This is a genomic window from Terriglobus albidus (genome assembly GCF_025685425.1).
Taxonomy (GTDB): Bacteria; Acidobacteriota; Terriglobia; order Terriglobales; family Acidobacteriaceae; genus Terriglobus; species Terriglobus albidus.
Genome location: NZ_JAGTAS010000032.1, coordinates 37,842 through 53,852, shown reverse-complemented (window position 1 = coordinate 53,852; position 16,011 = coordinate 37,842). Strand labels below are relative to the sequence as shown.

Here is a 16,011-nt window from a genome sequence, read left to right as displayed (position 1 = left end):
TGCGGCCGGCACTACCGTAATTGAACTGCGCTGGCACGCTCCGTCGGCATGCACAGCCCCATGGCGACGCACAGAGCCGCGACATCACCGATGCTCTCTCCCAAAGCGGCCGGAATAACGGTGCATATCGTTGCTGCCGCGGGGAGAGCTTCCTCATGCATACGTCTGCGTGCAGGTGTCAGCAGCGATTCGCCAAGGCGCAATGCCAGGCCACCAACGACAATCTTCTCCGGGTTCAGCAGGTCGACAAGGATCGCGAGCGCTTCTCCCAAGCGCTCGCCGGTCTGCTGCACAATGCGGCGAGCTACGGCGTCGTTCTCCTGCAGCGCGATGCCAATATCGCGAGCTGTAACGACTTCGAGTTGCCCGCTCAGCGATGTTGGCTCGCCCTTTGCGATCGCCTGCCGGATTACATCCGCCCCATGCTGTGCCATGCCTGCACCGCTTGCCCAGCCCTCTACTGATCCGGCTTTCCCGTATCCTTCAGGGCCATTCGCGGTAAGCCGGATATGACCGATCTCGCCGGCCATGGCATTGGTTCCGTGGAAGATACTTCCGTTCAGGATCAGACCCGCCCCAAGGCCGGTTCCCATGGTCAGAAAGATCATGTTCCTGCAGCCACGCCCTGCGCCAAACTGGTGTTCCGCAACAGCGCCTGCATTCGCGTCGTTCTCGACATGACAAGGAACCCGAAATGCATTCGTAAGCAGATCGGCGACAGGAACATCGTCCCACGTCGACAGATTCGGCGGCCGGCGTATCACTCCGGTTTCGCGATCCAGCGGACCGCCGCAGCTTACCCCAATCGCTTCGACGTCGGCACCAAGGAACTGCTTTCCTTCATCGATAAGCGCAATGATCCGATCGATGGCGTGATCGGGCCCAAGATCGGGCCGTGTTGCAAACTCAGCCCGCCATGCAATCTTCGGCAGGCTTTGAGAGAAGACAACGGCTGTCTTCGTTCCCCCGATATCCACTCCCACCAGGTGGCCTTTGGACGACGATGCGGAATTCTTAGTCTTCAAGCGCGTCCGTCTCTTTCACCTTGCCTGTGTGGCGGTCGATGCGAAGTGTCTTGATCTCGAATGCATGGAAGTCACCCGTCCACGTGACAGCGGGTGTAGCCATATGGATCGTGGCTTTGGTGGGCCGGCCCGCTGTTTCATACGAGCGAACAATGAGATCGTTGCCGTCCTCCGACTCCTTGACAGCTTCCACAATGACATCCTGGGCATCGACTGAAAGGAAGGAGTCGGAGCCCTTGCGTGTCCCCGGATGAATTCCCTGATAGACAACCGGGGTGCTGCTCACCAGTTCCTCAGCCGCACGCACAACATTAGTGTCCTGCCATGAGCCGGTGTGCGGCAGCATTTGCATTTGGAAGGTCTGCACACCCTGGTCCATCCATTGGTAATCGACGCCTGACTCCAGTACCCGTGGCTCATGATGGGCGTATACCGCGGCGCGTGCGATGGAGACCCGCATATCGTTGCCCAATACGCTGTAGCCGTACTTGGCATCGTTGATCACCGCGAGGCCATACGGTTGGTCGTCTCCTGTACCGGTGAGATCGATCCAGCGTTGTCCTGGATCTTCATCGCCTTCGTTGGTTCTTGCCAGGGCTCCGTAGGCAATCTCTGTCGTGACTTTTGGGTTAGTGATGTTAACTGGATACGAGAACTTCAACATCTTCAGGTGTTCATGCCAGTCCAGCGTGACCTGCGCGTCTAGCATCGAGCTGCCGGCGTAGAGGATCCAGTCGATCGTCAACGTGGAAGCGTTGTAGCTGCGGGTTTCGCGGATTCGAGCGCGTAGAGGACCATCTTCCAGGATCTTTAGTCCGGTGCGCTGAAAGACTCCGACTTCCTTGTCGTACGCGCGAACATGGTGGCTCCAGGTATCGCTTGGATCGTCCATCACAACCGCACGCATGCCGCCGGATGTGTTTGCGAAGACTTCACGCTTAGTGTCTTTATCGTAGAGATTGATGCCGCCGTCATTGCTGAAGCTGAGGCGAAGATGTGAGTTCTCGAGCGAGTCCTCTGTCGCGTGCGGCGCCTCTGCCGGACGCGGTGTGGTCTGCTCCGCGCGGCGTACACGAATCTGGCGATATCCCATTGCGGGAACCTCTACTTCGGCAACCAGCCCACGTCGATTGGTGACGACCGTGGTGGCGTTAACCCACTGAAAGGGCAGCGCCCGACCGTTCTCATCCTCCACCTGTGCAGGGATATTCGCGTCCCACCCCAGGTCGTACTCCACTTCTTTTTTTACGGGCCAGGCGTGCGGATTGAAGACGACGAGATACTTCGAGGCGGGGTCGGTCGTTGGGATCTGCCAGGCAAGCCGTTGCAGTGAGACGGTCGTGGCTGTCAGGGCAATATCGCGTGCCCGACCGAAGGCATCGCGGGCGGCGTCGAAGTGTTCAGGAAGCGTTGTCGCCGACATGCCATCGTGAAACTGCAACAGCAGCACACGTTGCCAGGCCTTCGTGAACTCCTCTTTTGGGTAGGTTGCTCCCCACGCCGCCGAGCCGATCGCACTGAACTTCTCTGCGGTCAGCAGCATGGCCTCTGTACTGCGATTGAGCTTCTTGATTGCCGATCCTGCGGTGTAAGTTCCGACTGAATGATGCTGCAGATCTCCCTGATAGACCTGAATATCGGCAGGCAATTTGTTCTTTACTTCGGCGAAGTAACGCTCCGGTGTGGAATAGAAGATCTTCGGTGCGCCCGGCTCCGTCTGGATCTGCCGGATGGATCTCATGTTTTCTTTTGTCGGACCACCGCCGTGGTCGCCAATGCCGAAGAACTCCATGTCGATCCGTTCCGGCTGTCCGTGCAGGGCATCGATCGTGCGTTCCATATGATTTCGTACCGCAGCAGGATCGTCGTAGAAGAGCGGTATGCGGTAGGTCAACGTCCGCGTGCCATCGATCCCTTGCCATTGGAAAAGGTTCTGGGTGATGGCCGGCTTCTCCAATGCATTCGGCCGCATGAATACGTAATAGGGAAGGCGTTGCAGCTTTAGGATCTGGGGGAGGTTACCTGTGTGGCCAAACGAATCGGGGTTATAGCCGACGATCGCCCGCCGTCCAAAGATGCGCTGCAGGGTGCGTTGGCCGTAGAGGCCTTGCCGGATAAGGGATTCTCCACTGGGAACATTGACGTCCGGTTCCACCCACCATCCACCGGCCAGATTCCATCGGCCAGAGGCGACATGCTTGCGAATCTCAGCGATCATGGCTGGATCGCTGGCCTCCACCCACTCATAAAACTGCGAAGAGCTGGTCGTCATGGTCAGCTCGGGATCTTCCTTCATGCGGTCGAGCGCCGAACGGAAGGTGCTGTGTACGACCGCGTCGCCCTCGGCAAGCGGCCACAACCAGACAGCATCGATATGCGAGTTGCCGATCATGTGTAGCGTCAGGCCGGCAGCCTCTGGCTTCCACTGTGGCTTCCCGGCCTCCGCGGTTGCCGCGGACGCTCCCGGTGTGGGCGCAGCCTGAGCCGGTGTAGTCTGCCCAACCGCTGTGTGTCCCCCCAGCAGTATGGCCGCCATTATGGAAAGGACCGGCATCCGGCCCAGTGTCTCTGATTGCCTCATCGTTATCTCAATCCTCTACCCACGGCGGGTGCTGGTGGTTGCGCGAGCTCTGAACCTCGGTTTTAGTGGTATCGGTTCCAGTTCGGCAGACAATCGGAACTCTAGTCGCCCTTCCCGGGACTGTCAAGAATCAGGCCGGAAAGGGAGGTGTGGCGCAGATTTCCTTATGGATTGCGAAAATTCCGTGAAGAAATACTTGACATCTGAGTGTTGGAAGGTAGATCGTGAAGCACGCCGAAAATTGGAACCGATTCCAATTGTGAGTTTGACGCTGTTCCTGAAGCTTCTTCCGTGAGGTCCGCATCGTGATTGCAACTCGACTCCGCCACTGTTTCCAGATCATGGTCATCGCGGTCATGTTCTTCGCCTTATTTCCTTCCGCGCGCGCCCAGGAAACGCGTGCTACGTTGAACGGGCGTGTGCAGGACTCCGCCAAAGCTGCCATCCCCAACGCTCACGTCAAAGTCACCAACACTGCCACCGGTGTTCAGACAGAAGCAACCACCGATGGAGAAGGGAACTACACCGTTCCTTTCCTTACCCCGGGAACGTATTCCGTCTCTGCTGAGGCGCCGGGTTTCAGCACCGCTACCCAGAACAATATCGAGCTGCATGTCGGCGATAAGCTCACGGTCGATCTCGGGCTATCAATTGGAACGCAGACTGAGGTGGTTACCGTCACCACGGAAGCTCCATTGCTGGAAGAGGGAACTGCCACCCGCAGCGGCCTGATTGATAACAAGCGGGTCACCGAGCTGCCATTGAACGGCCGCAATCCCTTTCAACTGGCGAACCTGGTTCCCGGCGTTACCTTCCAGGGAAATCCGTCGTTCACTCGCCCCTTCGATAACGGAGACAATGCGAACTTCTCCATCAACGGAGGCCTGCGGCAGACCAACTCCTTTCTGATCGATGGAGCGCCCGACGACGCCATCTCCGATACGGCCGGCGATCGCTCCCATGCCAATCAGAATGTCGCCTATATCCCGACGGTCGATGCGACCCAGGAGTTCAAGATCGTCAACAACTTCTACGATGCCCAGTACGGCCGAACCGGCGGAGGCATCTTCAATGTTTCGACTAAGAGCGGTACCAACGTCTATCACGGTTCTGCGTATGAATTCATGCGGCGATACCAGTTCGATGCGAACAGCATCTCCAATAAAGCTGCCGGAGCGCCTCGCTATGCAATCGATCCGGTTACCAAGGCAAATCTCGGCGGACATACTCTCGATCAGTATGGTTTCGCTGTTACCGGTCCTCTGAGCATCCCAGGTCTGTACGACGCCAAGGACCGGACTTTCTTCCTCTTCGGCTTCGAAAACTATAAGGAAGCTTCGCCCTCCCCTACCCTTACCGGTACGATCAGTACTCCTGAGCGCAATGGCGACTTCTCCGGAGCCGGAGAACCCACCATCTACGACCCCTATACCACCCGGCTCGGCCCTGGCGGCGTCTGCTGTGTGCGCGATCCGTTCCCCGGCAATCGCATTCCTTCGTCGAGGCTGGCAAACAGCGCCGGATACAAACTGGCGCAGGCATATCCCAAGCCGAACTATGCCGCTTCCGGCAGCGTCGATACCAACTACACCTCCGCCAACAACTACAACACCGGCACGAACCTCAGTCAGGACCACTTCCGTAACTGGATCGGCCGCATCGATCAGAACTTCGGACAGCGCGAGCGACTGTATGTTCGCTATGCACACGGACGTCGCAATCAGGTAGACAACGGGGCATTCAATTTCACCGGCCCGCTGCTTGATGCGCAGGATCCGCTCGCGCGTGTGAATGACAACGGCGTCATCGACTCGATTACGACGTTGAGTTCCCGTATCGTGATGGATCTTCGTGCCTCCATCACCCGCTATAACGAGACGGTTGATCGTTCGCGGGTTTATGGGTACGACATTACGTCTCTCGGTTTCTCGCAGAGCTTCGCGAACAGCCGCTTTGTTCCCGTGCCTCCCCGTCTGACTCTTTCCGGGACAGGCGTTGGCGATGCCGGCACACGTAATCCACGGTTCGGCATCAGCAACATCATCGGTTTCCAACCTGGACTGCAGATGCTTTACGGCAAGCACTCTCTGCATGTCGGCGCGGATCTCCGCGATATCCGCTATAACACGGGCGGCGGATCGTTTGTCTACGGCGGCGGCCAGTTCACCTTCAACCAGAACTTCACACAGGCTGATCCGACGGCGGCAACATCCAGCTCGCAGGGATCCGCCGTCGCATCTCTGTTGCTCGGAGCTCCGGCCAGCGGCATTATCCAATACACCCCACGCCTGAGTTATCGCTGGCGTTACTACGCGATCTATCTGCAGGATGATTTCAAGCTCTCTCGCCGCCTCACTTTGAACCTGGGTATCCGCTATGACATCGAGGGCTCACCGACTGAGGCGCAGAACCGCCAGAACCGCGGCTTTGCTTACAACACGGCCTCTCCGCTCGCGGCAGCAGCGAAGTCGGCCAATCCCGCAACCTGCCCGGCATGCGCAAATCTGACCGGTGGCCTGCTCTTTTCGGGCGCAGCCGGACAGCCGCGCGAGGCCTTCAACACGCAGTACGGGCACGTACAGCCGCGCGCCGGAGCGGTATTCCGCGCCAACAATAATCTGATTCTCCGTGGCGGATACGGTATGTTCTTCCTGCCGGAGGCAGCCTTCGGCGCCGCGCAGGGCTTTGCACAGGACACTGCTTACATTGCCAGCAACGTGGCCGGCGGAACGACCGCGGACCAGTATCGCCCGGCCGGGAATAATCCCAATGCGCCTCCGTTGAATAATCCGTTTCCGACCGTACTGCAGCCTTCGGGCAGCACACTCGGTCTCTCAACCTTCCAGGGACAGAGCATTATCTTCAACAATGTCGACCGCAAGATTCCGTACGTACATCAGTTCTCGTTCGGCCTGCAGCAGCAGTTCCCAGGCAATGTCGTCTGGGATGTAAGCTACGTGGGCAGCCGTACGAACAACATCAATACCAACGACAATCAGGCCGGCTCCGCCAGAAACCTGAATGTCCTCAGCAATGCGCAGATCGCGCAGGTACGCGCCGCAGCCGCGGCTGCGCCCGGCAGCCCGACTCCTTCGGCCTATCTGGCGCAGACCGTTACCAATCCTTTCGCCGGTCTTATCCCCGGCAGCAGTTTGAATGGCGCCACGGTTTCGCGTCAGCAACTGCTTTTGCCATACCCGCAATTCCAGAACGTTACCTATGGACAGGAGTCCGTAGGAAAGATCTGGTACGACTCGCTGCAGATGTCACTCCAGAAGCGGTTCGCACAGGGGCTCACCCTGATGGGAGCGTACACCTGGTCGAAGACGCAGGAGGCAGTCTCCTACCTGAATAGCCAGGATGCCGCGCCGTTCAAGAACATCAGCGCCTCCGATCGTCCTCAGCGTCTTGTGATCTCCGGCGTCTGGGAACTGCCCTTCGGCCGGGGGCATCACTTCGGGGGACATGTTAACCGTCCGATGGAGTTGCTGATCGGCGGCTGGCAGCTCAACTATATTGAGACCATTCAGTCAGGAGCTCCCGCGTCAATCAATGCCGCTGCCGCGCTTATCGCTGATCCAAATATCGGTGGGCAGAAGAGCAATAGCAACTACTTCAACAGTTGTGTACGCCAGGTCAATGGAACATCGCTCGCTCCGAATTCGGCTCGTAATGGCTTCGTAAGCTGCTCGAATCCTGCTTGGCAGATCACCAACACCTCCAACTTGGAACTGCGCGCCGCGCCCTTCCAGTCGAAGTACATTCGTAATCCAAACGCTCCGCTGGCCGATCTATCGTTCTCAAAGCGCTTCAACATTACCGACCGGTATAACGCACAGTTCCGGTTCGAGACCTTCAACGTCACCAACACCGCTGTTCGCGGCGGACCGAATATGACGCCTACCAGCAATCAGTTCGGGTTTGTCGCGGTAAGTCAGTCGAACATTCCGCGACAGATGCAGCTGGGCTTCAAGTTCAACTTCTAATCCAGTAACCCCAAAGAGAAAGCCCCGGAGATCCGTCTCCGGGGCTTCATTGATTTGAGCAGTCTAGAGCATTTTCCCTGTTGCTGGATATCCCGGAAGGGAGGCAGCGGCGTTTTCATTGCGGAAAACGCCTATAAATGCGGCTGCTCTGGACTACACCTACAGGGGAAATGCTCTATTCCGCCAGATACTGAGGAACATTATCGAATTCTTCGCCAAAATAGAAACGTTCTACCACCATGCAGAGGATATGCTCCAGCGCCAAGTGTGACTCCTGTATGTGCATCGTGATCCGCGAAGGGACAATCACTTTGTAATCGCACAAAGGCGCCATCTGTCCGCCATCGTTCCCAAGGTAGCCGATGCTGATGATGTTCTTCTGCCGGCACATGTGGAGTGCCTTGATCAGGTTCTTTGCATTACCTGAGGTGGAGATCGCAAGAAATACATCCCCGGGCCGTCCAATAGCCTCAATCTGCCGTTCGAAGACGTTGTCATAGGAGAAGTCATTTCCTATGGCTGTCAGAATCGATGTGTCGGTCGTCAGGGCGACGGCGGGCATTGCAGGACGGTCACGCGTGAGCCGTGAGACAAACTCCGCTACGAGATGCTGCGAATCGGCGGCTGAGCCTCCGTTTCCGGCAACGATCAGTTTGTGATCGCGCTTCATCGCTTCTGCGATCGCCTTTCCGGCCTCCACAACGGTGGCGATGATGGACTTGTCTGCCTGAACCCTGGCGATGGTATTCAGGGTGTGTTGTAGCTGACCGGTGACCATAGAGTGAACTGATTCCACATGCATATAAGCCATCCTCGTAAGCCGGCATATTTGTTCTCGAATGCCGTCGTTGCTGTACTTTACCTGAGTGGCATGAGAAATTGGAACCGATTCCATAAATTTGATGTTAGATTGGCTTGCATCGGAAAAACGTCTGTTTACGACGTGAATCAGATGTACCGCCGTCATCAGGAGAACTCTCTGCATGCGTATGACCTCCACTCTCTTCCGAAGCACGCTCGTAGGCGCTTTGGGTGGATTGCTCTTCGGCTTTGACACCGTCGTCATCGCAGGCACGACCGGACGCCTGACAGAGACTTTTCATCTCTCGGCCCAGTCTCTAGGGATCACAGTGTCTATTGCTCTATGGGGCACGGTCATCGGCTGCATTCTTGCCGGCCCCCTGGGACAGAGAAGCGGCGGACGCAATGCCCTCCGCCTCATGGCGGTGATGTATATTGTTTCGGCGCTTGGCTGCGCTCTGGCGTGGAACTGGCCCTCACTCCTGGTCTTCCGGTTTATTGGCGGTCTCGGTATCGGAGGATCGTCCGTACTCGGTCCGGTTTATATTGCGGAGCTGGCGCCTGCCCGCTGGCGTGGCCGGCTGGTTGGAACCTTCCAGGCAAATATTGTCCTCGGCATTCTGCTGGCTTATATCTCTAACTGGTGGATTGCCCGCCTCGATCTTGGCGCGGCAGAGTGGCGGTGGCAGCTTGGCATTGCGTTCCTTCCCGCGCTCCTGTTTCTCGTCCTGCTCTACACCATCCCGCAGAGCTCACGTTTCCTGATCACGCGTAACAGCATTGATGATGCTCTGGCCGTGCTGCGAATGATGGGGACAGAAGATCCTCAGGCCGAGCTCAATGAGATTCGGAGTTCGCTCCACCAGGACACTCTTCAGAAGAAAGAGCCTTTGTTTCAGCGTTCTCTCCGGCTGCCCATCTTTCTTGCGATCTCGATTGGCTTCTTCAATCAGCTCTCCGGCATCAACGCAGTGCTCTACTATGCCAACGACATCTTTGCAGCCGCGGGACTGAGCCGCCTGTCCACGTTCTCGCAATCGATTTACATCGGCCTCGCCAACCTCGCGGGCACCGTCATCGGAATGCTCCTCATCGACAAGCTTGGCCGTAAGACACTGCTTCTGCTTGGCGCAGTCGGCACCTGCGCCTGCCTTCTCTACACTGCGATCCTCTTCCGGCAAGGAACTCACCTGGGCAGCGTCGTCTGGCTGCTGGTTACGTTCATCGGCTTCTTCGGCGCTTCGCAGGGAGCCGTGATCTGGGTGTATATCTCCGAGATCTTTCCGACGAAGGTGCGTTCCAAAGGACAGAGTCTCGGCGGAAGCTCGCACTGGATCATGGACGCAATCATCGCTGCACTGTTTCCGCTGATCGTGGTTCAATTCTCCCGCAGCGCACCCTTCTTTTTCTTCGCGGCAATGACCGTAGTTCAGTTCTTTGTTGTTCTGTTTATCTATCCGGAGACCAAGGGCGCCACCCTGGAACAGCTTCAGGTCCGGCTGGAGCGCTGAGGTTCACCATGTATCTCACACGCCGCACGTTCCACCGCCTCGCGATCGGTTCCTCGGCATGCGCTCTTCTGCCTGCTGCCGTCTCCGCGGCGGAGGAACTCCCGGCATTTCAGCCCTTTCGGGAGCAGACTCTCAGGCTGCTCACAGCGCTGGAGAGTATCGGCGTTCCTTTGTCTGAGTCCGGCGTTATTCGCTCTACGCTGCAGGAAGCTAATGTCCAGGCGAGTGCTCTTGAAAAAGTAATCACCCTGTTGGACCGCCATGTACTTCTTCAAGTCACCATCAATCCGGAGATGCGTCTCGCTGTTGCTCGCGGAAACGCCTTGGCGGAGCTGGTGCAGGGTGGCTGGCGGACCTTCCTTGTTAAGGTCTTCAATAACGCGGCAACAACGGCAACCCTGAAGATCAAGTCACCGCAGGGAGCTCCTGTTGGCAGACACTCCTCGTTGGCAATTGAAGGTGTGCATGACTTCACCAATGGAGCGGTGGATGAAGTGGAAGCCAGAGCCCGCTGGATTGCTGTTGATACCTTCGACTCTCCACCGATGACGCCGGCGTTATCCGGTCTCTCTCTGGAGTACCGCATCCTGCAGTTGTATAGCCGTGATGCAGGCGATCGTGAAGCCACGCTCCAGGCCGACGCTGGTTATGGCGAACAGGATCTGGGCTATCGTAGCTCCGTCCCGATTCTTTTTCATTGCACCCCGGCCATGGCCATCCGCCTCAAGATATTCGATGAGGCGGGTAAGCCTTCCATTGCCGCCATCACCGTGCGCGATTCGCGCGGCCGTGTCTACCCTCCTCAAACAAAACGAGAGTTACCTGACCTTAACTTTCAGCCGCAGGTCTATCGCTATTCCGGCGAGACGCTCCGCCTTCCCGAAGGTGACTACACGGTGGAATACACGCGCGGACCGGAGTACCTTACGAGCCATACGACATTGAGAGTTGCCAGAGCCGTGAACCCGGCGCTACAGCTACAACTGAAGCGCTGGGTAATACCACGTTCGCAGGGCTACTACTCCGGCGACACGCATATCCACGCCGCCGGATGCTCCCACTACGAGAGCCCCACGGAAGGTGTGGTTCCTATTGTGATGGAGCGTCAGGTGGATGGAGAGGCGCTCGACCTGGGATCTGTACTCAACTGGGGACCTGGCTTCGAATATCAGAAACAGTTCTTCACCGGTCATGCGGAGGAGATGCACCATATTTCCTCTCATCCCGCTGCCGGAGAAGCATTGAAGGGGATGCCGCATGATGCACAAGCCATCGCTGCGGAACAGACCAGGCAGGTGCTCACCGCCATTCCGGGGGCCGACGCGCCAGAGGTCCGCTCCCTGGTTCGCTACGATATTGAGGTCTCGGGCTTTCCTTCCAGTCATTGCGGTCATCTGGTGCTTCTGCAGCTTCGGGATCAGCAATATCCCGGCACGCGAGGCCTGGAGGACTGGCCGAGCTGGAACATCCCGATTTTGCAATGGGCCAAAGCTCAGGGAGCCGTCGTCGGGTATGCTCACTCAGCCCATGGCCTGGTCGTCGACAGCACGCAGCTTCCGAACTACATCATTCCCCCCTTCAACAGCATGGGAGCCAATGAGTACATCGTCGATGTAACCCATCCGGGCGTCATTGACTTTATCTCAGGCTGTGACCTCTGGCCGTTCGCTGAGATGAACATCTGGTATCACACCCTGAACTGTGGCTTCCGTACTGCCTTCGCGGGTGAGACAGACTTCCCCTGTCTCACCGATGCATGCGTCGGTGGCGGACGCTCCTATGTCGCCCTTCCGCGTCCCGCCGAAGGAGATGATGGTTACGCCCTCTGGCTCAAGCAACTGCTGAATGGGAGCAGCTACTTCGGTGACGGCAGGAGCCATCTCTTTCAGTTTGCTGTCGAAGGACATTCTCACGACCAGCGTTCCATCGATCTTCCTGGAGGAGCGACGGAGGTGAACTTCAACGTGACTGCATGCGCGCGGCTCGAAGCCACGCCTACCGGCGAGACCAGGCGGATTCAGCATGCTTCTCTCTATGACAGGCCTTATTGGCACCTGGAACGGGCTCGTGTGAGCGATACGCGTCAGGTCCCGGTGGAGCTTTTGATCAATGGAGAGGTGGCAGACCGGAAGTATGTGGAGGCGGATGGAAATCCTCATCCCGTTCGTTTCTCTTCAAAGCTGCAACGCAGCAGTTGGGCCGCGGTGCGAATTTATCCCTCTTCGCACACAAATCCAATCTTCCTGTCGGTCGACGGTAAACCGGTCCGTGCATCACGCCGCAGCGCGGAATGGTGCCGCAAATCTGTGGATGTTTGCTGGCAGCAGAAGAGCCAGAGAATCCGGCCGGAAGAGTTGCAAGCGGCAGCAGCGGCCTATGACCATGCCCGGAAGACCTATGACGCCATCATCCTGGAATCGGCGGAATAGGTAGGGATTCTGCCACCGTCACGCACTCAACTCCTCTTCCGGGCTACCCCAGCAACAGGAAAAATGGTCTAGTATCTGGCTCCATTGGAGTGAAGACATTTTCATTTCCGGGCTACGCTCGTAACATGTTCGTTGCCATGAGAAGGCTTGCGAAAAAGAGGAACCCAAATGAGCCCGTCCGACAGCAATGATCAGTCACCACCAGCCTACAAAAGCAGGCTGAGAGAACTTCATCCGTCAACCCGCGCGATCCTGGCAGGATACGCTTCTAAATTTTCCGAACGCTCGGTGAAGCCGCCGCTATTCAGAACTTCAACGTTTGAATTCAGTAGTGCCGAAGAGGGCCGTCAGTTCTTTCAACGTGCTTACCATTTGCCCGACGACGACGGAAAAGATCCCGGATTGATTTATTCGCGCCTCAACAATCCCAACGTCGAGATTTGGGAGGACAAGATGGTTGCCATCGAGAATGGAGCTGCGTTTGCTGCCGCTTTCCCTTCCGGCATGAGTGCCATCAGCACAACGCTGCTCGCGCTGTTACCTGTCGGCGCGCGAATACTCTATACCGATCCGGTCTATGGAGGGACGTATTTCTTCTTAGAACACTTTGGAGAGCGATTCGGTTATTCGGCACATGCAGTCGATACGAGTGACTTGTCCGCCGTCGAATCTGCATTAGACAACTCTCCCCAACCTTACGATATGGTTTACCTCGAAACCCCCTCTAACCCGAGTATGACGATTACCGACATTCAGGCCATCGTCCAATTGGTTAGGGCTCGCAATGGCGCCAAGACGCTGATCGCGGTTGACAATACCTTTCTTGGTCCGGTGTTTCAACATCCGTTTCTGCAAGGGGCTGATCTGGTCTTTTACTCGGCTACCAAGTTTCTTGGCGGGCACAGCGATCTGATCGCAGGTATCGTACTGGCTGGCGAAGGACGTGGCAAAGATCTCATTGGAGCTATACGCGACTTCCGGACAATTCTCGGCGGAACTCTGGCCGCAGACACCGCATGGATGCTTACTCGTTCCTTGGAAACATGCTGGTTACGAATGGAGCGACAAGCGGAAAAGGCTACCAAAGTAGCGACTGCCTTGACACAGCATCCTAAAGTGGAGCGGGTACTGTTTCCGGGATTGCTCACCGAGAACGATGGTCCTTCTTACGCAACGTACAAGAAGCAGTGCACGGGACCTGGTTCCATGATCACCTTCTATCTTAAAGATGCTGGCTTCGAGGAAGCGGCACGTTTTCTAGACGCCGTGAAAATCTGTCATCTTGCCGTCTCGCTTGGAGGTACAGAGTCTCTGATAGAGCATCCGCGAACCATGACTCATTCGGATATGAGCGAAGATGACCTGGATCGATGCAAAATAACCAACTCCATGATTCGTCTCTCAGTCGGACTGGAAAGCTCAAAGGATCTTGTACGCGATCTATTTGATGCACTCGATCAAATTTGATTGCTTCCTCGAACCGCAGCTTTGCGAACTGACGATGGCCGCCACTTGCAGAGCGTCTCCTTACGCATGCCGTCCATATCTCTTGAAACCAAGGGATATGGGCGGCATCAATCCATATTGGAAGGCTTACCAACGATTAACCGGCTATGACGGCTGTAACGATTCAATTGCTCGTACCATTCAAAGGAGATTCGCCGTGGAACAGGAAGTGAACAAACTATCTCGCAGACGCATGCTGGGAGTGGGACTCTCAGCCGGAGCAGTGCTGCTGGGAGAACCGCTCTTTGCAAAAGAAAGTGAGATGCCGCAGGCGTCAAGTCCATCCGCGGCTGCCGCTCAGAGCGCAACGTTTGATTCGCTCAAAGAAATCGATGCAGGCGTTCTTCGCGTCAGCTATGCCGAAGTCGGACCTTCCAACGGAAAACCGGTCCTTCTTCTGCATGGTTGGCCGTATGACATTCACAGCTTTGTGGAGGTTGCGCCGCGGTTAGCGGCAGAAGATTACCGGGTCATTATTCCATATCTGCGCGGATATGGTGCGACGCGGTTCCTCTCTGACGAAACCATGCGCAACGGCCAGCCTTCCGCTCTCGCTCTTGATGTGGTGGCGTTGATGGACGCGCTGCATCTCGATAAGGCGGTTCTCGCAGGATTCGATTGGGGCGCCCGTACCGCGGACATCGTAGCTGCGCTCTGGCCGGAACGCTGTAAAGCGCTCGTCTCAGTCAGCGGCTATCTCATCGGCAGCCAGGAAGCCGGCAAGGCGCCGCTGCCTCCGAAGGCTGAGTTGGAATGGTGGTATCAGTTCTATTTCGCGACGGAGCGTGGGCGAGCAGGATATGAGCGGTATCGGAAAGAATTCGCCAACCTAATCTGGAAGCTTGCCTCCCCAAAATGGAACTTCGACGAGCAAACCTTTAACCGCAGTGCGGCCTCCTTCGACAATCCCGATCACGTCGCCATTGTTATCCACAACTATCGATGGAGGCTTGGACTTGCCGAAGGAGAGAAGAAGTACGATGAGTTCGAAAAGCAACTGGCACAGGCACCTTCGATTCGCGTCCCAAGCATTACGTTGGAAGGCGACGCCAATGGAGCTCCGCACCCGGACCCTGCGGCCTATGCCCGCAAATTCTCTGGCAAATATCAACACCGGGACATAACGGGCGGCATCGGTCATAACCTGCCGCAGGAAGCCCCACAGGCTTTTGCGCAGGCAGTGCTCGACGTTGACCGCATGTAAGACACGAGTAAGAACACCCCGGGGCCACTGTAATGATCCCTCACTCATTTGGAAGGAGAAGCGTATGGCAAGCCCAGTTCAGGAAATCCCCAGCGGCGCAGAGGCTGGCGTTGTAGGCATTAAACAAGTCGACATGAAGTTAGAAATTGTCGTCATTCCAGTCTCGGATGTCGATCGGGCAAAGGAGTTCTACACCAAACTCGGATGGCGGCTCGATGCTGACTTCGAGAAGGGAAGTGACTATCGTGTGATCCAGTTCACGCCGCCGGGCTCCGGCTGCTCCATCATCTTCGGCAAAAACGTGACCGCTGCGGCGCCTGGGTCCGCCAAGGGGCTGTACCTGATCGTCTCCGACGTTGCTGCTGCCCGAAGTGAGTTGCTTGCCCGTGGGATTGCGGTCAGTGAGATCTTCCATGGTGCGTCGGATAACTACATCGGATCCGATGAGCCCTATCTCTTTGGGAGCAATCGTGTCTCCGGCCCAGATCCCGCACGAAGCAGCTACCGGTCCTTTGCCTCCTTCCAGGATCCGGACGGGAACGGCTGGTTCTTCCAGGAGATAACAACGCGGCTTCCAGGCCGTGTCGCCGGCGACACGAGCTATGCCTCGGTTGCCGATCTGGTCAGTGCATTACGCCGCGCCGCTGCTGCGCACGGTCAGCATGAAGCACGGACAGGGCAGACGGATGCGAACTGGTACGACTGGTACGCGCAATACATGGTTCGTGAACAATCCGGAGAACCACTGCCGGAATAAGGCGTCTCCGGATATTCGATGAAACCTGATCAGCCGGAAGGCAGGTGTGCTTCGTCTCATCGGAGACAGCAGACCGCCGACCGGCTGGAGCATTTTCGCTGTAGGTATAGCAGGGCTTCGGCATCTGAAAACGCCGCTGCGCGCCCTTTCCGGGATACCCGGCAACAGGGAAATGCTCTGATCACCAATTCCCACCTCAAAATTTCGAAAA

At 56.9% G+C, this 16,011-nt stretch carries 9 protein-coding genes; 6 read left to right on the top strand and 3 right to left on the bottom strand.

The annotated features are described in order from the left end of the window. Positions 1 to 11: 11 nt before the first annotated feature. Both OHL21_RS06380 and OHL21_RS06375 read right to left on the bottom strand, forming a co-directional pair. Positions 12 to 1,025 (bottom strand): ROK family protein, encoded by a 1,014-nt coding sequence (locus OHL21_RS06380; RefSeq protein WP_263416416.1) that lies wholly within the window; start codon positions 1,023 to 1,025, stop codon positions 12 to 14. After that, the gene (locus OHL21_RS06375) at positions 1,015 to 3,606 is read right to left on the bottom strand and encodes an alpha-mannosidase (RefSeq protein WP_263416415.1); all 2,592 of its coding nucleotides are present in this window, start codon (positions 3,604 to 3,606) and stop codon (positions 1,015 to 1,017) included. Before OHL21_RS06375 ends, OHL21_RS06380 begins: the two co-directional genes overlap by 11 nt. 305 nt (positions 3,607 to 3,911) lie before the next feature. Between OHL21_RS06375 and OHL21_RS06370 the strand changes: the two genes are divergently transcribed. Beyond that, positions 3,912 to 7,592, top strand: coding sequence for a TonB-dependent receptor (locus OHL21_RS06370; RefSeq protein ID WP_263416414.1), 3,681 nt, complete (start codon positions 3,912 to 3,914; stop codon positions 7,590 to 7,592). Between the two features lie 175 nt (positions 7,593 to 7,767). Here OHL21_RS06370 and OHL21_RS06365 read toward each other — a convergent pair whose 3' ends face one another. Further along, positions 7,768 to 8,394 carry a D-sedoheptulose 7-phosphate isomerase gene (locus OHL21_RS06365; protein ID WP_263416413.1) on the bottom strand — a complete coding sequence of 209 codons (627 nt, stop codon included), beginning with the start codon at positions 8,392 to 8,394 and terminating at the stop codon, positions 7,768 to 7,770. 181 nt (positions 8,395 to 8,575) lie between these two features. Between OHL21_RS06365 and OHL21_RS06360 the strand changes: the two genes are divergently transcribed. From OHL21_RS06360 to OHL21_RS06340, 5 genes are all read left to right on the top strand, one after another. Further along, a complete protein-coding gene (locus OHL21_RS06360; protein WP_263416412.1) occupies positions 8,576 to 9,904 on the top strand; it encodes a sugar porter family MFS transporter in 1,329 nt (442 codons plus the stop codon). Positions 9,905 to 9,912: 8 nt separating this feature from the next. Beyond that, positions 9,913 to 12,333 carry a CehA/McbA family metallohydrolase gene (locus OHL21_RS06355; RefSeq protein WP_263416411.1) on the top strand — a complete coding sequence of 807 codons (2,421 nt, stop codon included), beginning with the start codon at positions 9,913 to 9,915 and terminating at the stop codon, positions 12,331 to 12,333. A 168-nt stretch (positions 12,334 to 12,501) separates the two neighbouring features. Next, entirely contained in the window at positions 12,502 to 13,800 is a 1,299-nt protein-coding gene (locus tag OHL21_RS06350; RefSeq protein ID WP_263416410.1) for a trans-sulfuration enzyme family protein, read from the top strand. A gap of 196 nt (positions 13,801 to 13,996) precedes the next feature. Continuing rightward, positions 13,997 to 15,043: an alpha/beta fold hydrolase gene (locus tag OHL21_RS06345; protein ID WP_263416409.1), complete on the top strand. Its 1,047-nt coding sequence runs from the start codon at positions 13,997 to 13,999 to the stop codon at positions 15,041 to 15,043. A gap of 64 nt (positions 15,044 to 15,107) precedes the next feature. After that, entirely contained in the window at positions 15,108 to 15,800 is a 693-nt protein-coding gene (locus OHL21_RS06340; protein ID WP_263416408.1) for a VOC family protein, read from the top strand. The last annotated feature ends 211 nt before the right edge of the window (positions 15,801 to 16,011 follow it).

What these genes read in the sequence shown, in the direction of transcription:
- OHL21_RS06375 (WP_263416415.1), bottom strand. Translation starts at nt 3,606, where the DNA reads ATGAGGCAATCAGAGACACTGGGCCGGATGCCGGTCCTTTCCATAATG.
- OHL21_RS06365 (WP_263416413.1), bottom strand. Translation starts at nt 8,394, where the DNA reads ATGCATGTGGAATCAGTTCACTCTATGGTCACCGGTCAGCTACAACAC.
- OHL21_RS06360 (WP_263416412.1), top strand. Translation starts at nt 8,576, where the DNA reads ATGCGTATGACCTCCACTCTCTTCCGAAGCACGCTCGTAGGCGCTTTG.
- OHL21_RS06355 (WP_263416411.1), top strand. Translation starts at nt 9,913, where the DNA reads ATGTATCTCACACGCCGCACGTTCCACCGCCTCGCGATCGGTTCCTCG.
- OHL21_RS06350 (WP_263416410.1), top strand. Translation starts at nt 12,502, where the DNA reads ATGAGCCCGTCCGACAGCAATGATCAGTCACCACCAGCCTACAAAAGC.
- OHL21_RS06340 (WP_263416408.1), top strand. Translation starts at nt 15,108, where the DNA reads ATGGCAAGCCCAGTTCAGGAAATCCCCAGCGGCGCAGAGGCTGGCGTT.